Below are 22,491 nucleotides of genomic sequence, written 5' to 3'. Positions count from 1 at the left end.
GTAAGAAGCCGTCATCTGTTGCTGCACGCAGCACGAAAAGAGCTTCTCCCATTCCATGATTATCCAACTCGACCCTCATATCACCGAAGCAAATAAGGCCGCTATTGAAGCCCGAATTCAGGAGCTTAAATACAAGGTCACGGAGGTGAAAACGCAGCGGGCTCATTACCTCGTTGCCATCGGCAAAGCCGACATCGACCTTCGCGCCATTGGGCAACTGCCCGGCATTCTGGACATTCATCGGGTTTCCGACGAATACAAGCTAGTAAGCCGGAAGTGGCGCGTGCGGCCCACCGTGCTGGACCTAGGCGACGGTGTGCGGATCGGAGAGGGGAGCCTGACGCTGGCGGCCGGCCCCTGCAGTATTGAGAGCGAGAAGCAGATGGAAAGCATAATGCAGCACCTCTTGGACAACGACGTGCGCATTATGCGGGGCGGCGTGTTCAAGCCGCGTTCTTCGCCCTACTCATTTAGGGGGCTGGGTATGGAAGGCCTGAAGCAATTCCACCAGATGGCCCGGGCCCGCGGCATCAAAATCGTGACGGAAGTGATGCAGGTGTCGCAGGTAGAGGAAATGCACGATTACGTGGACGTGTTTCAGGTAGGTGCCCGCAACACTCAGAACTTCAACCTGCTCGATGCCCTAGGCGGTGTAGATAAGCCCGTGATGATCAAGCGCGGCATCTCGGGTACTATTGAAGAACTGCTGTCGTCGGCGGAGTACGTGTTTTCGGGCGGCAACGAGAAGCTGATTCTCTGCGAGCGAGGCATCCGGACTTTCGAAACAGCCTCGCGCAATACCTTGGACCTGAATGCGGTGCCCATCCTAAAGGAGAAGACTCACCTGCCCGTCATCGTCGACCCTTCGCACGGCATCGGCATCCGTGACTATGTGCCCGCTATGGCCCTAGCCGGCGTGATGGCCGGAGCAGATGGCATTATCTACGAAGCCCACGAAAAGCCTGAAGAAGCCGCTTCTGATGGGGCTCAAACTCTGAACTTCCAGGAGTCGGAGCGCCTGATCCGGAACCTGCGCAAGGTATATGCGCTACGGCAGGAGTTGGAGTAAGTAGAGCAGCTAGTGCAGGTTGCACCCTACCACAGCTCGCCGCGGTGGAACGGCTGCCGGCGCATTGTTGTACTGAGTAGTGTAACTTGTTCCCGCAATTTCACTTTCAGGTCATCAATCTATTAGTATGAAACATTTGTTTGCGCTCCTTTTATCTGCCGGAGTTTTACTATCTGGCTGCGATAAAGAGTCAGAAAACGTAACAACCACCCCTGGCCCAAAGGAGTACACAACGGCTATTTCGGTAAGTGAAGCGGGCGCGCCGCCGTATGTATTACCTGAAGCACAGGTAGGATCGGCTACGTATCAGGGACCAACTGCTACTTTCACGGTTAGCGGCAAGCTGCTCAGCGGCACTGTTGTTCGAATTACCTTTGAGCAAAGCAGCCCTACCGCTACTGGTGCCAACGTAACCGATGTGGTAGAGGTGTACTCCGAAAAACTGGGAAACGCCACACAGGCTAGCGGCCGGACTACCCGGGACGCCACGCGCAGAACGGTGAATGGAAGCTTCACCAGCCGATTTGCGGATGGCACTACGCTGGATGGAAACCTGAAGGACTTAGTGGTGCAGTAACCACTGGCAGTGTTCAGTTTAGGAAAAGGCCATGGGTTTAGCTTAGCTTTAACCCATGGCCTTTTCGTTTAACGTTTACAGTGGGTTGCTGCTGCCGTTTTTCGTGCAGGGAGTAGTGGTAAGTGTCATATTGCTGGCCCGTCGGGAGCGGGAGGAAGTAGCTGCGGATGGCTGGCTGGCGCTGCTGCTGGCATTGCAGACGTTGCGGCTGGCCCAGTGGATGCTTGGCTTTGCCGGCTGGTACGACGCGCACACGGCGGCTACCACCTTTATGTTTTACTTCCCCTTCAGCAACTGGTTGGCCATTGGGCCCGTGCTCTATTTCTATTTCCGAAGCCTGACAAACCAGGAGTTCCGGTTTACCCGCCACATGCTCTGGCATTTTGTTCCCGCGCTGATATACGTTGGCTGGCACATAGCCCTATTTATGGTGGATGTGGTGGGGCTACACTGGCTGATGGACCAGCCCCTGCCCGGCCACTATGGCACAAAAGGCGTGGTAGCGGTTTGGGCCGATAGGGTGGGGTTTCTGAGTTGGATTGATGCCTTGGGCTACGTGTCGGTGGCGGTATATGCGTGGCGTGCCCTGCGCGAGTTTCGGGCCTACGCTCAGTACCTTAACAACAACTTCTCCGATACGGAGCGGATCAGGTTTAGCTGGTTGCGCCATGTGCTGGTAGCCGTTTTGGTGAGCACTGCCGTTACGTTAGGGTTTGGCGTTACCAACCTGCTAGTAACTCCGCTCACCTATTACCAAGCCTGGTACGATTACCTGTTTACGGGCTTTCTGATTTATTACCTGAGCATTGCCGGGCTGCTGACGCATCATCGGCTGTTGGCGCTACGCTTCTCGCCAAACCTAACCGCGCCAACCCATACAGCAAGTTCAGCCTCTGGCGATACGAGTACGCTGCCTACCCTGCCTGATACATTCGTTGAACCCCATCAAACGGCCAGTGCGTCGGGAGTGCTTACGGCTCCGGTAGTAGCGACTGAAGCCCAAGATGTTTCCAGTGATATCAAGCGCTGGACCATCCGCCTCGCAAAGCATATGGAGCTGGAGCGACCGTACTTGGCCCCTGAGTTGACCCTAGGCGAATTGGCCACCCAGCTGCAGACTAATACCTCGTGGCTCTCGAAGGTGATTAATAGCGGGTTCGGGCAGAACTATAACGACTATATAAATGAGTACCGCGTGCGAGAGGCCGAGCGCCGGCTGCGCGACCCCCAGTTTCGGCATTACACGCTGCTTGCAGTGGCCTTAGAGTCGGGTTTCAATTCCAAATCAACGTTCAACCGGGTATTTAAAAAGCTCCGGGGTGCCACGCCCAGCGAGGTGGCGCGCCAAGGCTAGCAGGTATCGGCACCACGTGCCAAACTATAAGTTGGGTCGGGTCAGATTGCAAACTAGGGCGTTTTTCGTGTGTAGAGCCGGTTTCTTTGAGGTGTTATTTCACTTCAAACCTTTTGGTCATGCGCATCTTTTTGAGTTTCCGCCCTGTGCTTTTTCTGCTAGCAGCCGTCTTGCTGGCTGGGACTATTTCGGCGGGTCGGTCTGGTATTCATTCCCAACTGCTCATTGAGCCTGGGAAGCAGTTTGTGCTGGGCGGTGGGCAGCCTGGGGCCTTTAAGGTGGAAGCCCGCAACATGGGCAAGGTGCCGGTTGAGTTCAAGGAACGGCCTAGTGATGGTGGCATCTTTGGGCGGACTACGCTGGCCCCAGGGCAGCAGGCTACGCTGCGCTTTATGGCTGGTTCATCGGCGCTGCTGCTCAATCCATCTGCCCAACAGGCCGAGCTGAAGCTACACGTAACCGGTGACACACGCCTGAGCATGGGCTATGAACCGAACGGAACCAGGGAGGCCGCTGGCAAACTATAAAACACAAGCCACTAGGTCTTGTCTTGCCACTAACCCCACTGGATGCTGCGCTTAGCTTTGCCTCGCCATACAACAGTAACGCTTCGTGGTTGCTTGCTAGGTAGTGCGATAGGCTTAAGCGGTCTGTGTTCAGGTCAAAACCAAATAGGTTAGTGACGAAAATAGAAATAGGCCCTTGATAGCAAGGGTGAATCTCATGAAAAGAGCAGTTTCATTCAATGATCACCCTAAAAAGTATAGGGGAATTTGCAAAATGAATAGCCCATGTCAAGAAATAGGGTTGAAAAATATATTGCCTGATGGTGTTGGTTATTTCTGAAGAAGTATATATTTGCATCATCATGCTGAACCTAACCGCGAAATGCTTTAACCTGATTAATGTCCGCCCTATGCAGGGTGGAGTCGGGCTCTTTTGCGGTTATGAAAGCTAGAAGCAACATGAAGCTTCTCCTCTGAAAATCACACAAGAGCCCGACTCCGCTAGGAGCCGGGCTTTTTTTCTGCCCAATAATCTGCTCAAACCTCATGGTACAGCAACACTACGACCAGTACACGGCCCAAGACCAGTTGGTTTGGAAAGTATTGTTCGACCGCCAGACGGCCCTGCTGCATAAGCGTGCCTGCGCTGCATTCGGGCAGGGGCTGGCTGCCATTGGCTTTCACCGCAACGCCATTCCTAACTTTGCGGAAGTAAGCCAGCGGTTGCAGAAAGCCACGGGCTGGCAGCTGGAGCCGGTGGCGGGCATGCTCAATGATGCCGATTTCTTTGGGTTGCTGGCCCAGCGCAAATTTCCGGCTACGGTCTGGATCCGCTCCATGGCGCAGTTCGACTTCATTGAGGAGCCTGACTTGTTCCACGGTGTTTTTGGGCACGTACCGCTGTTGATGGATAAAGCATTTGCTGATTTCCTGTATTTCCTGGGCCATGTAGCTGCACAGCATTTGCATGATCCGGTAGCCTTGGCCCGGCTGGAGCGCTTGTATGGCTTCACGGTGCAGTTTGGCCTAGTACAGGAGCGGGGCGAAGCACGTATGTACGGCGCGGGTTTGTTGTCCTCATCCGGTGAAATTCACCATTGCATCAGCGACGTAACCCGCCGCTACCCCTTTGATCTGGCCACTGTGCTGCACACGCCCTACAGCGAGGCGCACTTGCAGGACCAGTACTTTGTGCTCAACAGCTGGGACCAGCTCACGGAAAGCGTGGCCGAACTGGCGGCGCTACTGGCTACCAACTGGCAGCTGAAGCCGGTGGAATAAGTGTAGCTTGCCCGCGGCCGTAGTATCTGGTTTCGGGCATGGTCATCTGAAACCAACAAATCAAAGTGTAGAGACTGACTTCGCAGAAAACCGGTTTTTTACAGAACAAAGCAGCTTTTGGGGGTGGGATACTAAGTGCTGCTGTTGCCCGGTTATCCGCACACGCGGGCTGTAAGGTTAGTTTCTACGCTTTTGGTTTGTTTCCTAAGCTCGTCCGTTTACTTTTGCATCACATGTTGTTACTGACCTCCCGCTATTACGCCTACGCTTATTACGCTCCTGCCCGGAGCGGAGCGGCCACGGCGTGTTTCAGAGGATAACAACTTTCTCTTCTGACACTTTCAAAAGCCTGCTTCCGCTCTGCGGAGGCAGGCTTTTTCTTTTTCATCCTTTCTTTTCTTACTCACTATGATGTCGCTTTCTGCTCCTGCCCCCACTGCTGCCCCCGCCGCTTTACCGTTTCTGACTCAGGAGTACAGCGCATATACTGCCGATGATCAGCATGTGTGGCAACTGCTCTTCGACCGCCAGATGGCCTTGCTGCCCGGCCGCGCCGCCGATGCTTTTCTGGAAGGGGTGCGTCTGATTGGATTCACGCGGGATGCCATACCCGATTTTCGGGAAGTGAACCCGAGGCTGCAGCAACTTACAGGCTGGGAGCTGGTAGTAGTGCCGGGCATTGTAGATGATGCCGTGTTTTTCGGGTTGCTGGCTCAGAAGAAGTTTCCGGCTACCACGTGGCTCCGGAAGCTGGAACAGCTGGATTACCTGGAAGAGCCCGATATGTTTCATGACGTGTTTGGGCATGTGCCCTTGCTTACAGACCCTGGTTTCGCCGATTTCCTGCAGCAGCTCGGCAGTGCCGCTCAGCACCATGCCCAGCGTTGGCCCGGCACCCTGGAGCTGTTCACGCGCCTGTACTGGTTTACCGCCGAATTTGGGCTAGTAGAGCAGGCAGATGGGCTGCGCATTTACGGCGCCGGACTGCTGTCGTCGCACGGAGAAGTAAAGTTCAGCCTCGGCGAGCAGCCCACCCGCCTCGATTTCACCCTGGATGGCGTACTGGATACGCCCTTCGAGAAAGACAAATTCCAGGAGCTCTATTTCGTGCTGAACCAGATGCAGCAACTGCCCGCTGCCCTAACGGAGCTGTTGGCGCGTCTCACTGAATAGTACGCAACGGTTCAGCCTGTTTCAGGGCCTAGTAAAACAAGCCGCCCCACGCCTTCATAGCACCGGGGCGGCTTGTTGTTTTCGGGTACCTAGCGTCTTGAGCTATAAGAAGGCCTAGTAGCGCCAGCCCAAACGCCGGTAGATAAAGTGCAGCAGCCATAGCGGCCCAATGAGCAGAAACTGCAGGTCTTTCAGAAACGACGGCTTTTTGCCTTCTACCTTATGGCCCCAAAACTGCCCAATCCAGGCCAGCACAAACACGATCAGGCAAACCGCCCCATAGCGGCAACACGGCCGCGGCATCTACCACGTGCAACAGGCCAGCCATCAGGGCCCACACCAGCACCATGCCCACAGCCAGCCGCCCCGATAAGCGCAGGTAGTAGCCCACGGCCAGTACCATAATCAAGGTAGCCCAGTTCAGCCAAGGGCTAATGTGCTGAAGACTTTGCGGCACCGGAATCGACCACAGCAGCCCCAAAATCGAGAACATAATCAAGGGCACGCACACCCAGTGCACCAACTTGTTGGTGGGGTTCTGGTGGCTTTCGCCGTACTCATTAAGCAAACTTTGAACAGGGGAGTGGAGGTCGGGCTGCATGGCGCAAAGAGTGGTGGGAGCTAAAATATAGCAGTTTAAACCCTATATCGAAAACACCCCTAGCATGGTGCCCGCCAACAAAAAGGGCTGCCCCAACGAGCAGCCCTTTTCAACGGTACAGGCAGATGCGTACAATCTCACGCATCCGTTTACATCCGTTATTTACTTCAGTTTTAGGTTTTTCTTGAGGTAGGCCACGGAAGCGGCATGGGCCTCTTCCGCAAAGGTTTTGCTGTATTTGGGGTTGGATGGGTTGGCGAAAGCGTGGTCGGCATCGTAGGTTTTCACCGTCAGGCCTTTTTTGGCGGCGGCCATGTCATTCTGGAACTGGTCCACTACTTCTTGGTTAATCCACTTGTCCTGCTTCGCAAAAACGAAAAGCACATCGGTGTTCAGAGTTTTGAGCTTGGCCACATCTTTCTCGGGCATGCCGTAATAGGCTACGCAGGCTTTGGCTTTCGAGCCGGCTAGCAGCGCCGTCTGGATGCTCCAACCGCCGCCGAAGCACCAGCCAATACTGGCAATCTGGGCTTTAGGGCCAGCGTGCAGCAAAGCCCCGTTGATAATGGCCTGAGCGCGCTCTATTTTTACGCCTTGCATAAGCTTGCCGGCCTGGTCGGCATCGGTAGCTATCTGGCCATCGTACAAGTCGAGGGCAATGACATTTACGCCAGGTAGCTCTTTGGCAAAACGAGCTGCTTCCTGCTTGATGTAATCATTGAGGCCCCACCACTCATGAATCACGAACAGGTACTTATCGGAGCGAATGTTGCTCTTGATTTCGAAGGCTTTGCTGCTTTGGCCGTCGGTGGTTTTAAATTCCACCATTTCGCCGGTTCCTTGGTAGGTGAAGGGTAGGGGCGCATCGTGGCCACCGGAAAAGTCTTCATTCGAGGCTAGCATGGCAAATACCTCCGTAGCATTTTGGCCAGCGGCGGGCTTGGCACAGCAGCTCAGTGTCTGGCCTGAGGCCATAGAAACTACGCTCAGAAGCGCCACGCAAAGGGTCCAGATTTTTTTCATGAAAGGGGAAGATGGAAGTGAAAAAAGAAGCAGTCCGATGGTACCAGTGTATCTACACGAGTACCGCCGGACTGCTTAAACTGCTCAGCTTCCGTTAGGTTTAAGAATTGCTTACGTCCGTTGGATTTGTTTGAATGCAGGCGCGCAATTCAGTAAGTAAAGCATAGAGGCCCACATAGGTACGGTTCAGGTAAATAAAGTGCTCTGAGCCGCGTGGCTCTCGCTGCTGGCGTAGTTCGGGCTGCTGCATCAGGTCGTCGCCGAGGGCATAGAGGCTTTGCATATAGGCCGGGTCCCCGAAATCGAAAGTAGCCTGCCGGAAGGGGCGGCCCACCAGTTCGAGCGAAGACTGCATGGTGCTGACGTAGAACGTGCGTTGCGCTTCAGAGTCTTGCGGGCGTACTACCCCGGCTTCGGTCAGCAAGTCGGTTAAGCGGGTTTGATCAGCTAGGGCTTCGGGCGTGAGCAAGGCCGTGAACAGGCGGTGCACATCGGCCGGGATTTCCTTGACGCAGCCAAAATCCAGCACGCCCAGCGTGCCACCCGCCTCGGTACGAAGCAAGAAGTTGCCTGGGTGCGGATCGGCATGCACCTGCAGCAAGGTATTCAGCTGAAACATATAGAAATCCCAGAGGGCCTGCCCGAGCTGATTGCGGACTTCCTGGCTGGGCTCGGTGGTAAGAAACTCTTTGAGATGCTGACCGGGCAGCCAGTCCATGGTAAGAATGCGGGCCGAGGAGAGCTCTGGGTAATACTTCGGGAACTGCAGGTGCGGCAGGGTGGCACAAGCGGCCGCAATCTGCTGGCCGCGCCGTAGCTCCAGAGCGTAGTCGGTTTCCTCAATCAGGCGCGTTTCCACTTCCTGCAAATAGGGCCGAACGGTAGCTTCATCTAGCCCCAATACGCGCAAGGCAATGGGTTTCACTAGCCGAATATCGGAGCGGATGCTGTCGGCCACGCCGGGGTACTGCACCTTCACGGCCAGCTCCCGCCCGTCTTTTCGGGCAAAATGTACCTGACCGATGCTGGCGGCCTGGCGGGCATTCAGGTCAAATTCCTCAAACACCTCAAACGGCGACTTCCCGAAAGCATCCCGAAACGCCTTCACTACCAGCGGCCCCGAAAGCGGCGGGGTTTGGTACTGGGCCTGGGCAAACTGGTCGGCGTAGGCAGTGGGTAAGATGTTCTTTTCCATGGCCAGCATCTGGGCCACTTTCAGTACCGAGCCTTTCATTTCGCTGAGGGCGCCGTACAGTTCCGCCGCGTTGGCTTCGTGTAGGTCAGCAGTAGGGCTATCGGCGCCTACGGCACGTTTGGCGTAGTGCTTCACGTAATTGGCGCCCACATTCAGGCCAGTTTTGGCAAAACGGGCCGCCCGCGCCACTTTGGTAGTGGGCAAGGAGGATAGTGATTTGGGGGTTTCGTCCATCAAAGGGGTAAAGAGAAACGCCAAAGCAGCAGAAGCCGCCAGCGTTTCAATGGAGATGTTGCGCAGGGTTTGGCCACCTGGACACCCTAGCGAAAACGCACGCTATTTCTGCACCAGAAACCGCACCAAGTCAAGGGCCGAGTCGAGGGTGTTGCGGCCCACCAGATCAAAGCTGAGCGTAACGGCTTTCTCCACGGCGGCATCGGTGCGCTGGAAATCCACGGTGTCATCTTTGGCAAAGAAGCCGAGCACAAACAGCACCTGCTGCCAGAATGCCCTCGGATACTGGTCTTCAACCAACGTGCGGCGTGCTACTTCTTCGGTGCGGCGGCCGTCGCGCAAGATGCCGCCCACAAATACTTCAAAGTCCTGGCGGAAATCATCGAGCACGCGGGGCGTAAGGCCAGGCATGCGATGCATAGAGCGGCGCAGGCTTTGCAGGGCGAAGCTGCGGTTGCGCTTCAGAATCTCAAGCAAGGTATAATAGAAACCCAGCAGCTTTTCGCGGGCACCATACTGCTCCCACACGGGCTCTTTGCTGGCCGTAGCCAATGCCTCGCGCCCAAAATCGGCCCACAAATCCCGGTCGATGGCATCGAAGGTGGCATAGTAGCGGTAAAACTCCTGCTCAGGCAGGCCTAGCTTCTTGGTGAGTTTGAATACGGAGGCCGGCTGCACCCCTTTGCGCAGCACGTAATCGAGATAGGCTTGTTTGATGCGGTCCTTTTCCATGAAACTATAACCGGTAAGATGACGGGAAGTTGCTTGACACAGGCGTTTCGCTAGCGTAAAACCAAGGGTAAACCCAAGCGGGGTTTAGAGATGCAGAAGGCCTAGGGAACAGGGCTCTCACGAGCCGGTTGCTCGGTAAGCCGTGCGCAGGGTTTCGATGGCGCGCTCCCGCGCAAATTTGTGGTCAACAATCGGCTTGGGATACTCGCAGGTGCCAAACTCGGGTATCCATTGCCACACGTAGGCAAATGTGGGGTCGTACTGCTCCTGCTGACTTTGGGGGCTGTACACACGGAACCACGGCGCGGCCACTACGCCAGTCCCGGCCATCCACTGCCAGTTGCCCACGTTCTGCGACATATCGTAATCCAGCAGCTTATCAGCAAAATACCGGTCGCCCCAGCGCCAGTCAATGAGCAGGTGCTTTACCAGGAAGCCGGCTGCGGCAATGCGGGCCCGGTTGGGCATATAGCCGGTTTGGTTCAGCTCGCGCATACCCGCATCCACCAAGGGGTAGCCCGTCCGGCCCTCGCACCAAGCCCGGAATTCCTCTTCGTTGTTGCGGTAAGGCACGTGGCGCAGGCGCGGATCGAAGCTTTCGGTGGCCGTAATGGGGTAGTGCCAGAGCAGCATCATGAAGTAGTCGCGCCAAATCAGCTCAGCCAGCAGCTTCGGGTTCAGCTCGCGGGCCTGGCGCATCAGCTCCCGCACGCTCAGCGTCCCGAAGCGCAGGTGCACGGAGCGACGCGTACTGCTGTCCACACGGCCAGGCGTGTCGCGGGTGAGGTGGTAGTTGCGCACCAAGCTTTCGGCGGGCAGTTCGGCTAGGGGTATTTCCTGCCGGAACTCCTCAAACCCCATGTCCTGGAGCGTAGGCCGCGGTGGGGCATCGGGGAGTTTCGCTAGGTGCTCTGGGGTATACAATTCTGCTGAAGGGAAAGGTTGCAGATGCGTATCCTGCAGCTTTTCCAGCCAAGCTTTGCGGTAGGCCCCGAACACCCGCGCCGGCTTGCCGGATTTGCCTAGCAGTTCATCCTTGGCAAAAATCACCTGGTCTTTCAGGGCCTGAAAGGTGGCGCCGTAGCGGGTTGCCAACGCGGCCACGGCTGTATCCCGCTCCGTAGCGTAGGGCTCGTAATCCTCGTTAGTGAAGATGGCCGCTACCTCGTGTTGGGTTAGCAACTGTTCCAGCACCTCCAGCGGCCGCCCGTACAGCGCCAGAAATGTACCGCCGTGCTGCTCCGTCTGCTGGGCTAGGCGCTCTACCTGCTCATAAATAAACGTAACCCGGGCGTCGCGGCGGGAGGGAAGCAAATCCAGAATTTCCCGGTCGTAGATGAACAACGGCACCACTGGGTGGCCGCTTTGTAACGCGGCAGCTAGACCGGCATTATCATGCTGCCGCAGGTCGCGCCGATGCCAGAACAGAGTAATAGGCATAGATAAAAGTATACGTTAGGCGAAAGCTAAAAATGGCCGGGGCAAGCGGTTTACCTCAGTCTGAGGCTAGCAAAGAACCCTCGTCGTGCTGTACTAGCCTCCAGATCAGGGTAAACCGTTATTTCAATCGGCTCATTCCGCCATCAACGGGCAACACCTGGCCGGTTATGAACGAGCCGTGGTCGGAGAGGAGGAATGATGCCATGTAGGCCAGATCTTCGGGCTCGCCGATGCGTTGGAGCGGATGCCGCTTGGCGCTGGCCTCCACTTTTTCCGGCGTATTGAGCAGGGCAGCGGCCAGGGGCGTGTTGGTCAGGGATGGCGCCACGGCATTCACCCGGATGCCACTGGCGGCATACTCAGCGGCCAGAGCGCGCGTGAGACCCTCTACGGCTGCTTTGGCCGTGGCAATGCTGGCATGAAACGCCATGCCCGTATCGGCGGCCACGGTACTGAAAAGCACTACAGAAGCGCCATTCGCCTTTTTCAGGCGCTTCATGGTGGCTTGCAGAACCTGAACTGCGCCTAGCACATTCAGCTCAAAGTCGGCCCGGAAATCAGCCACCGGAATCCGCTCAAAGGGCCGCAGCTTGATGTTGCCTGGGCAGTACACCACGCCGTGCAGCACCTCAGGCAGGCCATCGAGGCGGCCTGCTAGGTCTTGGGTTACGTCCAACTCCACAAAGGTAGTTCCCAGCTCAGCCAGCTCTGGTGAGAGGTGGCGGGAGGCCGTGTACAGGTTGGCGTTGAGCTTGTGCAGTAGGCGGGCGGTAGCCAAGCCAATACCGGACGATGCCCCAACGAGGAGAATATTTTTGTCAGCAAATTCCATGGAAGGCGGTTCAGGTGAAAATGGTCTTCTGCTAACTGAACCGTGGCCGGAAGGTTTCGCCCCGGTAGTGGGCTAGGCGAAGGGGCTTTGGCAAGTTGCCGGCCCTAGGATGCCTAGGCCAGTGGTTTCACCAAACCTTCTGAATGAAACATCCCTCGGACAGGCGCACCAGCGTTCTGCTGCTTTCCGTTATTTCCAGCTCAAAGGGTCTTCCCAGACGCTGCTGCACCAAGTCCCAACGGAAAACGATTAGCTGCAGACGCCGACCAAGAGGTTGGTATAGCTGCAGCTCGATTCCCACTACTCGCCGTTGAACTCATACTCATATACCGGCCCCAGCGCAGCGCTACTATGCGTGCGCCACGATAGCCTCCTTCAACACCCAGTCTTTTCTCACACTCCAGTGGCCGCTTGCCAGCTGGTAGCTGGGGTGTTGTGGGCGTGAGGCTGCGCGCTTAGCGCTGGTACAGAAAGTACTAAAGATAAAAACACAGCCAAATAAAAATACATATTCTTATACTTGAATGAATAACTCTTTATGCGCTCAGTTCCCTACACAGTTATCATTCGGAAGGGTGCACAGGTTTCCTCTTGACTGCGCTGCATAGCTGGTGACTGTAAAAGTGGTTCTGTAATGCTAAGCTTATTTGCGAAAAAACACTTTCTAGCAAAAATTCGCTAACTGTTGTGAGGCGCTTTCCGTAGCTTGCACACACTTCCCTGTTCTACTCCTAACACCGCTTTCCACGATGAATATCCGCAAACTGCTGGTCGCCAACCGGGGCGAAATTGCCATTCGAGTACTCCGGGCGGCCACCGAGCTAGGCATCCAGACCGTCGCCATCTACACCTACGAGGACCGCTATTCCCTGCACCGTTACAAAGCCGACGAAGCCTACCAAGTGGGCCGCGACGATGAGCCGCTGAAGCCCTACCTCGATATTGAAGGCATCATCCGGACGGCCAAGGAAAACGGTGCCGACGCCATTCATCCTGGCTACGGCTTTCTCTCGGAGAATGCTACGCTGGCCCGGCGCTGCGGCGAAGAAGGCATCATCTTCGTCGGGCCGCGGCCCGAGGTAATGGATGCCCTCGGCGATAAAGTGGCGGCCAAGAAAGTGGCGGTAGAGTGCCAAGTGCCCATCATTGAAAGCAGCATTCAGGACCTCACCGACCTTGATATTGCTCTGGAAGAAGCCCACCGCATTGGCTACCCCGTGATGCTGAAGGCGGCGTCTGGCGGCGGCGGCCGTGGCATGCGCGTCATCCGCGACGACGATCAGCTGGAACGCGGTTTCTTTGAAGCCCGCAATGAGGCCCTGAAAGCCTTCGGCGACGATACGGTGTTTCTGGAGAAGTTTGTGGAGCAGCCCAAGCACATTGAGGTGCAGTTGGTAGCTGATAACTACGGCGGCCTCACGCACCTATATGAGCGCGACTGCTCGGTGCAGCGGCGCTACCAGAAGGTGGTGGAAGTAGCACCCTCGCTGAACCTACCGGACCACATGCGCCACTTGCTGTATGAGTACGCGTTGCGCTTAGGCCGTGCTGTAAACTATAACAACGTGGGTACTGTGGAATTCCTGGTGAACCCCGAGCACGACCGGATTTACTTTATCGAAGTGAACCCTCGCATTCAGGTAGAGCACACCGTAACCGAAATGATTACGGGCATTGACCTGATTAAAACGCAACTGCACATTGCCGATGGCCGCCGCCTCTCGGACCCCGAAATAGGGTTAGGCCCCGAGGTGAAACCCATGAAAATAGGCGTAGCCATTCAGTGCCGCATCACCACTGAGGACCCCGAACAGGACTTCAAGCCGGATTATGGCACCATCACGGCCTACCGCTCGGCGGGCGGTTTCGGCATTCGCCTAGACCAGGGCTCGGTGTACACTGGTGTCAAGGTGTCGCCCTTCTTTGATTCCCTGTTGGTAAAGGTTTCGACGCACGCGCCCACATTAGCCGATGCGGCTCAGAAAATGGCGCGGACGCTCGATGAATTCCGGGTACGCGGGGTGAGCACCAACATCCAGTTCCTGCAGAACATCATTGCACACCCTGTTTTCATGGCGGGCGAGGCCAACGTGGACTTTATCAAAGACCACCAAGAGCTATTCAAATTCAAGGCGCGCCAAGACCGGGCTACCAAGGTGCTCAGCTTCCTCGGCGACGTGATTGTGAACGGCAACCCCGATGTGAAGGGCAACCTTGACCCCAAGCGTGAGCTGCGCAAACCTCGCCTGCCCGAAGTAAACCCTGCAACGGGATGGCTGGCAGCATCAGGCTCGTACGAAGGACCTGCAAAAAAAGGGTGGAGCACTTATCCTCCGGCTTCTGCATTCCCGCCCGGTACCAAAGACAAACTAACGGAGCTTGGCCCTGATGGCTTCTCCAAGTGGCTGCGCGAAGATCCCAAGATTCATTACACAGATACTACGCTCCGCGACGCTCACCAGAGTCTGCTCGCGACCCGCATGCGCACCTACGATATGCTGAAGGTAGCTGAAAGCTATGCGCGCATGCATCCACAAACCTTCTCGCTCGAGTGCTGGGGCGGCGCTACGTTTGATGTGGCCCTGCGCTTTCTGCACGAAGACCCGTGGGAGCGGCTGGCTAAGCTGCGCAAAGCCGTACCTAACATTTTGCTCCAGATGCTGATTCGCGGGGCCAACGGCGTGGGCTATAAGGCGTACCCTGATAACCTCACGGAGCGTTTTGTGCAGCAGGCTGCCGAAACCGGCATCGACGTATTCCGCATCTTCGACTCGCTGAACTGGATGCCCGGCATGGAGGCCTGCATTGGGTTTGTGCGCAACAAGACGGACCGGCTTGCTGAGGCTAGCATTTGCTACACCGGCGATATCCTGGACCCCAAGCGCAACCAGAAATACTCGCTTGAGTACTATCTCCGATTGGCTAAGCAAATTGAAGATGCCGGCGCTCACATCCTGTGCATTAAGGACATGGCCGGCCTGCTAAAACCGTATGCCGCTACCGAGCTGATTACTGCCCTGCGCGAGACCATCAGCCTACCCATTCACTTGCATACACATGATACATCATCTTTACAATCAGCTACTTACTTAAAAGCGGTGGAAGCGGGAGTTGATGTAATTGACGTGGCCCTAGGGTCGCTTTCGGGTCTAACCTCCCAGCCGAATTTCAACTCCATTGTGGAGATGCTGCGCGGCCAGGAACGACACCGTGAGTTCGATCAACGCTCCCTCAACGACTTCTCGAATTACTGGGACACGGTGCGCGAGTATTACTACCCCTTCGAGTCGGGCCTGAAGGCCGGAACCTCCGAGGTATTTCAGCACGAAATTCCGGGCGGGCAGTACTCCAACCTCCGGCCTCAGGCCGCTTCTCTTGGCCTGATTGATAAGTTTGAAACTGTGAAAACCACCTTTGCCGATGTTAACCAGCTGTTTGGTGATATTATTAAGGTAACGCCTTCCTCGAAGGTGGTTGGCGATATGGCGCTGTTCCTGGTTTCCAACAACCTCACTACCTCCGATGTGCTGGACAAGGCCGCCACGCTAAGCTTCCCGGAGTCAGTGCGCGAACTGTTCCGCGGCGACATTGGGCAACCAGAAGGCGGCTGGCCCAAGGATGTGCAGAAAGCTATTCTGAAAGACGAACAGCCCTTCACTGACCGGCCCAACGAGCACCTGGCGCCCATCGATTTTGAACAGGAGTGGCAAAAGTTTGAGGAAAAGTTCGGGCAGCGCGCCAAGTTCACCGACCTGCTTTCCTGGCTGCTGTACCCGAAGGTATTCGAGCAATACTGGAAGCACCAGCAGGAGTACGGCGACGTTTCCGTTGTTCCGACTGGTGCCTTCTTCTACGGTCTGCAACCCGGCGACGAGACCATCATCGAAATAGCCCGCGGCAAAAGCATTATTGTGGGCCTGCAAAGCATCGGACCGGTAAACGAAGACGGCTGCCGTACCATCTTCTTCAACCTGAACGGCCAGACGCGTAACCTGGAAATCCGGGACACCTCGGTGGAAGTCAAGAAGGTGCAAAACCCCAAGGCTGATAAAGCCAATACCAAGCAGATTGGGGCCCCGCTACAGGGCTTACTTTCTAAGGTGCTGGTAGAAAATGGCCAGCCGGTAAAGCGCAATTCACCGTTGTTCATTATCGAAGCCATGAAGATGGAAACCACCATCACGGCTACCGACGACACAACGGTGCAGGCCGTGAATCTACCCGAAGGAACTCTCGTGAATGCCGACGATTTGGTGCTAACCTTAGGCTAGGGTCTGGTTGGCAGAAAACCAGTAAATTGGGGAATAATTGCTTTCACCGTTTCCGTTCTTCCTTATGTTTATTCGTTCTTTTCTGCTAAGTGCTCTGTTGGTTTCAGCGGGCACCGCGCTTGCCCAGCAGACAGCTATTGAGCAAACCGGGGCGGCCGCCCAGGCCAACCTCAATGCCTTGGTAAGCGGGTCGCCTACGGTGGTGCCGCGCGGCGCTACGGAAGCAACCAAAGGCTCGCCGTACGCGGATGGCCGCTGGCTGCCCGCTAAGCTGCGCATGACCAATAATATGCCCTTGGCATCTGTGCCTCTAAAATATGATGTGCTAAACCAGCGGCTGATGATGCGCCCGGTAAACCGGCCCACCGACTCGTTGCAGCTTGATGACCGGTTGCTGGCGGGTTTTGTGCTGGAAGAGCCTGCAGTGGGAGCAAGCGGCGTGCGGCAGCGTACGTTCCGCCGATTCACGGAGGCCCCAGTGGCCACGCAGCGCCTAGAGTTTGTGGAAGTGCTGCACGAGGGAAAGTATGCTCTGCTGAAACGCTACGTGAAAGTGCTGCGCAAAGCCGACTATCAGGGTGCCTACAGCACCGACCGGCGCTATGATGAAATTGAGGACAAACCCCTGTACTATCTGCGCCGCCCCGATGGCACAGCCGTTCCGGTAAAACTCACGCTGAAGGGTATACAGGCCGCGGCTCCGGAGCTGGCTTCAGCGCTTAAGGCCGCCAAATCAGATGATGCTAAAACGGATGCCGAGTGGTCAGCAGCACTGGCTAAAGCGGATGCCAAATAGCCTGTAAGAATTCCTTACTCAAACGGGAGGCCGAAGCCAGCTGCTCATGCTGATTTCGGCCTCCCGTTCTGGTTTCTAAGAAAAGTTACTAGGGTATTTTAGGCCCGCAAGTGCCGCAAAGCAGGCGATAATTTATTACGGTTTGCAGCCATCCAGAGGCTAGGGAATGACATGCTTGGGTTTGCTGGGTAAGTAGCCGAGTGGCAGCAGTATACTGCCTGGATAAGGGGGCAAACCAGGGCTACAAAAAAAAGCATCCTTGCCGAAGCGGAATGCTAGTTTGGCAAAGGTCAAAATAGCTACCTTCGGCTATGAAATCACTCTTTTTGGGCTTCTTTTTATTCTATTGCGCCCAGACAGCGCTAGGACAGAAAAAAGCAGTTAAGGTTATTAGTCCCAGCGTGGCCTCTACTACGGTTACGCGGGTAGTGCGGGCGCTGGCCGCCGATGATATGCAAGGCCGGGCAACTGGCAAGCCCGGCAGCTTAAAAGCAGCACAGTTCCTGGCTGCCGAGTTTCAGCGCATTGGGTTGCAGCCGCTGCCAGGCCTAAGCGGTTTCGAGCAAACATTTCCGGCGTACGAGGTGCGTACGGCCGCGGCCCTGGTTTCCCTTAACGGCGTAATTGTCAACCAGGAGAAAATTGTGTTGGTATCGGGGCAGCCGCATCTGAACTGGACCGATGCCGATGAGCCTGCGCCCCGCATCGTAACCATTGATGCCAAAGCCAACCTGATGCGCGAAGTGCGTCCGCTGCTGGACCCCAAGGAAAATACCATTGTTTTCGTTGACCCGCTGCAGGTTTCCACTTTCGATAAACTGGCGGCTTATGTAAAGCGCGGCGGCTTACGCCCCGAGAAGCCAGCGCCGTTCACTACGCTCTTCGTGTTAGGCACCCCACCTACGGCACCGCTAAAGTTTATGGTTGCGGGTAACACTACCATCCGGACGGTGGAGCTGCGCAACGTGGTGGGCGTGCTGCCCGGTAAAGATGCTGCCCGTACTGCGGAGCAAGTGATTTTCAGCGGCCATTACGACCACCTCGGCATTGTGCCCGCCGTGCAAGGCGACTCCATTGCCAACGGGGCCGATGACGATGCCAGCGGCACTACGGCTGTAGTGGCCCTCGCTGAGTATTTCAAGCTGAAAAACGACAATGCCCGCCCGCTAGTGTTTGTGGCGTTTACGGCCGAGGAAATTGGCGGCTTTGGGGCGCGCTACTTCTCCAAGCAACTCGACCCAAAACAGGTAGTGGCCATGTTCAATATTGAAATGATTGGCAAGCAGGCCAAGTTCGGCCCGAATACGGCTTTCATTACTGGTTTCGATAAGTCGGATTTTGGCAAGATGCTGCAGGAAAACTCGAAAGGCACCGTCTTCCGCTTTGAGGCCGACCCATACCCCGATCAAAACCTGTTCTACCGCTCCGATAACGCTACGCTGGCCCGCCTGGGCGTGCCCGCTCACACCATCAGCACCGACCAGATCCCGACCGATAAGCTCTACCACAGCGTAGATGACGAGGTAGAAAGCCTTGATTTGGCGAACATGACCGCCGTCATCACCGCCATCGGGCGCAGCGCTGCCGGTATCATCAGCGGCCAGCAAACGCCCACCCGCATTGCCGCTGATCAGGTAAAGCAGTAACGGAAGTAGCTGCCTAATCGGGTTTTGTTAGGCACGTCTTGGTTCCAAACACCTGGCCCCCTCCAGCAACCCTAGTAAAGGGTAGCGGAGGGGGCCAGGTGTTTTAGTATAGTATTCTAGGAAAGCTACTTGCTGCGCGACTAGGTAGCACCGCCAAGGCAAGTGTTACTTTCCGAGGCGGGCACTTAGGCCCGCGCCTACCGTAAAGCCACCGGCCGCTGGCGTAAGGCCGTGTGCCGCCGTTACATCAACTCGCAGGCCGGGCAGGGGGCGGTAGTATATGCCTGAGGTAAGGCCAGGGCGCCAGCCCTGCTGGCGCTGCCAAGTGGCGTAGGTTTCAGCAAAAAAGCCGAGGTGGGTGCCGGGGGTAAGGGGACCGTTGAGGGCTAGGGTAGTCAGATACTGGCCTTGTTTGGTGCCCTCCGCCTTAAAACCCTGCTGCCGAAACCCTAGGTTGCCTTCGAGACCAAACCGCTGCCCAAGCTGCTGCGAAACCAATAGGCGTCCGCCCGGCTCGTATACTTTGTTCTGGAAGCTGGCGTCGCCGTTCCGCAAGGTCATGTCGAACAGTACCACCACCTGCGAGCGGTTATTTTGCGTAGTAGAAGCCAAGAACTTAGCTCCCACGTTCAGCGGCGCAAAGCCCTGAGGGCCTCTAAACGCCACTGGCTTGCCCGCGTCTGTTGTAAGGGTAGTGGTGGTAGGCGTCAGGAGGTAGTTCTGAGTAGCGCGCAGCTCGATGTGGTTGAAAAAACCCACTCGCAGGGTACTGCCCCAGGCCGTGCGCCCAGCGTAACCCACGCTGCTTTTGGTGTCGTAGCTTGTAAGGCCGGTTTCCACCTGAAACTGGCCGGGATAGAGCATGTTGGTGGTGATGGTCTGACCGGGCCTGTCGGGGCGGATGAGGCGCACGAAGGGCGAGTCCTCATTGTTCTGGTTGGGGTCAGTGGTTTGGGCCAGGGTGCGGGCCGCGCCAGCAAAAAGCAAGGCGCCAGCGGTCAGCAGAGTGGTCTTTCGCATGTCTCCCCGACGCCATTCGGTTTGTAATAGTTCGATTTTACGAAGACGGTGTAACCTAACGGCCGCGTTTACGTGAACCTTGCTAACGGCTAAATTAGGCCATACAGACTGTTTTTACAGGAAATTGGGCAAGAAAAAAAGACCGGAAAAAATCCGGTCTTTTTCAAAAAATCAAGAAGTAGAATCGGCCTACTCCGCTTGCTTAATGGCCTGAACGGCGGCTTCCACAGTAGCTTTCTGATCGGCGGGCTTGTCTTTCTGAACCTTCTCTAGCATCGCCAGAATTGGTTCATCAACGCCATATTTCTTGTACTGAATAGCCATCTGCTGCAGGCGCGTAACACCTTCCTTCAAAACAGTAGCATCATTGAGGCGGGTCATGAAGTTCACTAGGCTCTCCATCATCTCAAACTTGCCTTGAGGGCCGGCCGCATCAAACTGATTGCGCACATACGTCCAAGTAGAGGCATCGCCGTGCTGGGCATACACGCTGGATACCGCCCGGCTCAAGCTGCCTTGGGCATCTTTCTCTAGTGACTGGGCTTTAGCCAACGCCTGCTTGGGCTGCACCTGCACTAAGCCCTGTAAAGCCGCTCCCTGCACCGCATACGATTGGCTGTTGAGCGCTTGCGTGAAGGCTTTCTGGTCTTTCTTGTCCTTTAGCTCAGCCAGGGCCAGCAACAAAGCTGCCTGGTTGTTGGTGTTTTTCTCCCGAGCCAGCTGCCGGCGCAATACCGGAGCAGCGGCCTTGGCCATAGCTTTGTCCTCGAGCTTTAGGCTGGATAAGGTTGCTAGGCGGAGCCCGTAATAGTTATCGGTGAGGCCAGCCAGCAGCAGGTTGCGGGCTGCCGCATCGGTAGTAGGTTTGGCAGCTGCCGCTGCAATGGCTTCCCGGCGGTCAACGTAGCGTGGGGCAGTTTTGTACTGATACACAAAGTCCTCGAAGGGCTTGTTGTCAGTTTTTTGCCAGAGCAACACTTTGTCCGCGTCTACATTTACCAGGGTAGGTTTGCTAGCGGCCGGGAAACGGAAGGTTTCGGTGGCCTGGCGCATCGTTACCATGTGGCGCTGGGGCTTGCCGTTCACGTACACATCCACTGCCATTGGTAGCTGGAAGGGCTTGCCGGGCTGGGTTTGCTTGATGGTGACGGATTGCTCTTTGCGGGCGGCATCCCAGGCGTAATCAATTGTCACGACGGGGTGGCCGGCATTAAAGTACCACTGGTTGAAAAACCAGTTCAAATCCTGACCCGAAACGGCCTCCAGCGCCAGGCGCAACTGGTGCGCTTCGCCGTTGCCGAAGCGGTTGTCTGTAAGGTATTTCTTGAGGCCCGCGAAGAACACGTCGTCGCCGAGGTGGTTGCGCAGCATGTTCAGAATCTGTCCGCCCTTCTGGTAGCTCACGAGGTCGAACATGTCTTCCTTGTCCGCATAGTGGAAGCGCACGAGGTGTTTCTGGGCGTCTTGGGGGCTGCGCAGGTAATTGCGCATGTATTGGTAGGCATGCGCGTCAGCGGCATCTTGGCCATACTTATGTTCCGCCCAAAGTGCCTCCGAGAAGTCCGCAAACGACTCGTTTACAGTCAGGTTGCTCCAGCTTTCAGCCGTAACCAAGTCGCCGAACCACTGGTGGAACAATTCGTGCGCTATGACAGATTCGCCGTTGGCATATTCCGCGTCGAGAGCTTCGCGGGCATCTTTTTGCAGGAACTCGCCGTGCAGGGTAGCCGAGGTGTTTTCCATGGCACCGCTCACGTAGTCGCGCACCACAATCTGCGCGTACTTATTCCAGGCATAGTCGACGCCTAAGCGCTGCGAGAAAAACTCGAGCATTTCGGGGGTGTGCCCAAAAATCTGCTTGGCGAAAGGCGCGTACTTGGGCTCGAGGTAGTAGCTAATTTCTTTGCCGCGCCAAGTGTCTTTGGCAATCTTGAAGTCGCCGACAGCCATCATAAACAGATACGGCGCGTGGGGTAGCTCCATCTTCCAGGTGTCGGTGCGCAGGCCCGCGCCGGCGGGTTTCTGGCTTACCAACGCGCCATTGCTGAGCGTGACGTACTTGCTGGGCACGGTCATGCTGATTTCCGACGTAGTCTTCTGGTTGGGCTTGTCAATGGTCGGGAACCAGGCCGACGAGCTTTCTGTCTCGCCCTGCGTCCAGATCTGCACGGGCTTGCCGGCTTCGGTGCTGTCGGGGTTGATGAAGTACAGGCCTTTGGCATCGGAAATGGCCGCGCTGCCTTTGGCTTTCAACTCATTGGGCTTGGCTGTGTACTCAATGTACACGGTGTATTGCTGGCCCGGCGTATAAAGCTTGTCTAGCCGGATGTTGAGCTGCTCCTGGTTGTAATCGTACTTCAGGGTCTTGGTATCGGCCCCGTTCACCATCGTCACCGATTTGATATCCATGCCTTTGGCATCTAGCCGCAGCGAGTCGGTAGCGTAGGCTAGGGGCTGTAGCGTCACCCATTCTTTGCCATAGAGGTAGCGTTTCGCATAGTCGAACCGCACGTCCAGCTTGGTATGCACCAGCGCATTAATTTTGCGGGCAGTTTCGCGGTAGGGGAGTGTAGCAGATGAGTCGGGGCGGGCCGCCGGGCTTTGAGCAAATGCGGGAGCCGCGCCCAGTAACCCCAGGCTCAATAGGAAAGCTTTCGTCATGGATAAAAGAGCGTGTAATTAGGCTGCTAGTTGCAAACTTTTTAGCACAGATTTCTTCGCCATCGTGGATTCCGGAAGTC

Annotated in this window: 16 protein-coding genes and 1 pseudogene; 9 read left to right on the top strand and 8 right to left on the bottom strand. The window is 56.1% G+C overall.

The window, feature by feature from the left end:
• Positions 1-55 precede the first annotated feature (55 nt).
• The 6 genes from aroF to phhA all read left to right on the top strand — a co-directional run bounded on the left by aroF (position 56) and on the right by phhA (position 5,960).
• Entirely contained in the window at positions 56-1,069 is a 1,014-nt protein-coding gene (gene aroF, locus ACYVHC_RS03435) for a 3-deoxy-7-phosphoheptulonate synthase (protein WP_460612267.1), read from the top strand.
• A 127-nt stretch (positions 1,070-1,196) separates the two neighbouring features.
• Positions 1,197-1,646, top strand: a complete 450-nt coding sequence (locus ACYVHC_RS03430; RefSeq protein ID WP_460612266.1) for a hypothetical protein — start codon at positions 1,197-1,199, stop codon at positions 1,644-1,646.
• Between the two features lie 55 nt (positions 1,647-1,701).
• Complete coding sequence (locus tag ACYVHC_RS03425; protein WP_460612265.1) at positions 1,702-3,000, top strand: helix-turn-helix domain-containing protein; 1,299 nt, start codon at positions 1,702-1,704, stop codon at positions 2,998-3,000.
• A gap of 119 nt (positions 3,001-3,119) precedes the next feature.
• Positions 3,120-3,527, top strand: coding sequence for a hypothetical protein (locus tag ACYVHC_RS03420; RefSeq protein WP_460612264.1), 408 nt, complete (start codon positions 3,120-3,122; stop codon positions 3,525-3,527).
• A 525-nt stretch (positions 3,528-4,052) separates the two neighbouring features.
• Positions 4,053-4,787 (top strand): phenylalanine 4-monooxygenase, encoded by a 735-nt coding sequence (locus tag ACYVHC_RS03415; RefSeq protein WP_460612263.1) that lies wholly within the window; start codon positions 4,053-4,055, stop codon positions 4,785-4,787.
• Between the two features lie 408 nt (positions 4,788-5,195).
• On the top strand, positions 5,196-5,960 hold the full coding sequence (gene phhA, locus ACYVHC_RS03410) for a phenylalanine 4-monooxygenase (protein ID WP_460612262.1): 765 nt from the start codon (positions 5,196-5,198) through the stop codon (positions 5,958-5,960).
• Between the two features lie 114 nt (positions 5,961-6,074).
• On the opposite strand, the pseudogene ACYVHC_RS03405 reads toward phhA, so the two are convergent.
• The 6 genes and pseudogenes from ACYVHC_RS03405 to ACYVHC_RS03380 all read right to left on the bottom strand — a co-directional run bounded on the left by ACYVHC_RS03405 (position 6,075) and on the right by ACYVHC_RS03380 (position 12,017).
• Positions 6,075-6,561: pseudogene (locus ACYVHC_RS03405) on the bottom strand (Mpo1 family 2-hydroxy fatty acid dioxygenase).
• A gap of 162 nt (positions 6,562-6,723) precedes the next feature.
• Positions 6,724-7,584: a dienelactone hydrolase family protein gene (locus ACYVHC_RS03400; RefSeq protein ID WP_460612261.1), complete on the bottom strand. Its 861-nt coding sequence runs from the start codon at positions 7,582-7,584 to the stop codon at positions 6,724-6,726.
• A gap of 100 nt (positions 7,585-7,684) precedes the next feature.
• Positions 7,685-9,013 carry an ABC1 kinase family protein gene (locus ACYVHC_RS03395; RefSeq protein ID WP_460612260.1) on the bottom strand — a complete coding sequence of 443 codons (1,329 nt, stop codon included), beginning with the start codon at positions 9,011-9,013 and terminating at the stop codon, positions 7,685-7,687.
• A 102-nt stretch (positions 9,014-9,115) separates the two neighbouring features.
• A complete protein-coding gene (locus ACYVHC_RS03390; protein ID WP_460612259.1) occupies positions 9,116-9,745 on the bottom strand; it encodes a TetR/AcrR family transcriptional regulator in 630 nt (209 codons plus the stop codon).
• Between the two features lie 117 nt (positions 9,746-9,862).
• Positions 9,863-11,185 carry a cryptochrome/photolyase family protein gene (locus tag ACYVHC_RS03385; RefSeq protein WP_460612258.1) on the bottom strand — a complete coding sequence of 441 codons (1,323 nt, stop codon included), beginning with the start codon at positions 11,183-11,185 and terminating at the stop codon, positions 9,863-9,865.
• Positions 11,186-11,303: 118 nt separating this feature from the next.
• Positions 11,304-12,017 (bottom strand): SDR family NAD(P)-dependent oxidoreductase, encoded by a 714-nt coding sequence (locus ACYVHC_RS03380; RefSeq protein ID WP_460612257.1) that lies wholly within the window; start codon positions 12,015-12,017, stop codon positions 11,304-11,306.
• Between the two features lie 749 nt (positions 12,018-12,766).
• Between ACYVHC_RS03380 and ACYVHC_RS03375 the strand changes: the two genes are divergently transcribed.
• The 3 genes from ACYVHC_RS03375 to ACYVHC_RS03365 all read left to right on the top strand — a co-directional run bounded on the left by ACYVHC_RS03375 (position 12,767) and on the right by ACYVHC_RS03365 (position 18,730).
• A complete protein-coding gene (locus ACYVHC_RS03375; RefSeq protein ID WP_460612256.1) occupies positions 12,767-16,288 on the top strand; it encodes a pyruvate carboxylase in 3,522 nt (1,173 codons plus the stop codon).
• A 64-nt stretch (positions 16,289-16,352) separates the two neighbouring features.
• Positions 16,353-17,084 carry a hypothetical protein gene (locus tag ACYVHC_RS03370; protein ID WP_460612255.1) on the top strand — a complete coding sequence of 244 codons (732 nt, stop codon included), beginning with the start codon at positions 16,353-16,355 and terminating at the stop codon, positions 17,082-17,084.
• A gap of 311 nt (positions 17,085-17,395) precedes the next feature.
• Positions 17,396-18,730, top strand: coding sequence for a zinc-binding metallopeptidase family protein (locus ACYVHC_RS03365; protein ID WP_460612254.1), 1,335 nt, complete (start codon positions 17,396-17,398; stop codon positions 18,728-18,730).
• 165 nt (positions 18,731-18,895) lie between these two features.
• Here ACYVHC_RS03365 and ACYVHC_RS03360 read toward each other — a convergent pair whose 3' ends face one another.
• Complete coding sequence (locus ACYVHC_RS03360) at positions 18,896-19,750, bottom strand: transporter (protein ID WP_460612253.1); 855 nt, start codon at positions 19,748-19,750, stop codon at positions 18,896-18,898.
• Between the two features lie 189 nt (positions 19,751-19,939).
• The gene (locus ACYVHC_RS03355) at positions 19,940-22,411 is read right to left on the bottom strand and encodes a M1 family metallopeptidase (protein WP_460612252.1); all 2,472 of its coding nucleotides are present in this window, start codon (positions 22,409-22,411) and stop codon (positions 19,940-19,942) included.
• Positions 22,412-22,491 lie beyond the last annotated feature (80 nt).

The sequence above is a fragment of the Hymenobacter seoulensis genome (genome assembly GCF_054780535.1).
Note: the sequence above shows the minus strand (reverse complement) of the source record. Positions and strands in the feature narration are given on the sequence as shown.

Coding starts and splice junctions, on each gene's coding strand:
- aroF (WP_460612267.1), top strand. CDS start 56: ATGATTATCCAACTCGACCCTCATATCACCGAAGCAAATAAGGCCGCT.
- ACYVHC_RS03430 (WP_460612266.1), top strand. CDS start 1,197: ATGAAACATTTGTTTGCGCTCCTTTTATCTGCCGGAGTTTTACTATCT.
- ACYVHC_RS03425 (WP_460612265.1), top strand. CDS start 1,702: ATGGCCTTTTCGTTTAACGTTTACAGTGGGTTGCTGCTGCCGTTTTTC.
- ACYVHC_RS03420 (WP_460612264.1), top strand. CDS start 3,120: ATGCGCATCTTTTTGAGTTTCCGCCCTGTGCTTTTTCTGCTAGCAGCC.
- ACYVHC_RS03415 (WP_460612263.1), top strand. CDS start 4,053: ATGGTACAGCAACACTACGACCAGTACACGGCCCAAGACCAGTTGGTT.
- phhA (WP_460612262.1), top strand. CDS start 5,196: ATGATGTCGCTTTCTGCTCCTGCCCCCACTGCTGCCCCCGCCGCTTTA.
- ACYVHC_RS03400 (WP_460612261.1), bottom strand. CDS start 7,584: ATGAAAAAAATCTGGACCCTTTGCGTGGCGCTTCTGAGCGTAGTTTCT.
- ACYVHC_RS03395 (WP_460612260.1), bottom strand. CDS start 9,013: ATGGACGAAACCCCCAAATCACTATCCTCCTTGCCCACTACCAAAGTG.
- ACYVHC_RS03390 (WP_460612259.1), bottom strand. CDS start 9,745: ATGGAAAAGGACCGCATCAAACAAGCCTATCTCGATTACGTGCTGCGC.
- ACYVHC_RS03385 (WP_460612258.1), bottom strand. CDS start 11,185: ATGCCTATTACTCTGTTCTGGCATCGGCGCGACCTGCGGCAGCATGAT.
- ACYVHC_RS03380 (WP_460612257.1), bottom strand. CDS start 12,017: ATGGAATTTGCTGACAAAAATATTCTCCTCGTTGGGGCATCGTCCGGT.
- ACYVHC_RS03375 (WP_460612256.1), top strand. CDS start 12,767: ATGAATATCCGCAAACTGCTGGTCGCCAACCGGGGCGAAATTGCCATT.
- ACYVHC_RS03370 (WP_460612255.1), top strand. CDS start 16,353: ATGTTTATTCGTTCTTTTCTGCTAAGTGCTCTGTTGGTTTCAGCGGGC.
- ACYVHC_RS03365 (WP_460612254.1), top strand. CDS start 17,396: ATGAAATCACTCTTTTTGGGCTTCTTTTTATTCTATTGCGCCCAGACA.
- ACYVHC_RS03360 (WP_460612253.1), bottom strand. CDS start 19,750: ATGCGAAAGACCACTCTGCTGACCGCTGGCGCCTTGCTTTTTGCTGGC.
- ACYVHC_RS03355 (WP_460612252.1), bottom strand. CDS start 22,411: ATGACGAAAGCTTTCCTATTGAGCCTGGGGTTACTGGGCGCGGCTCCC.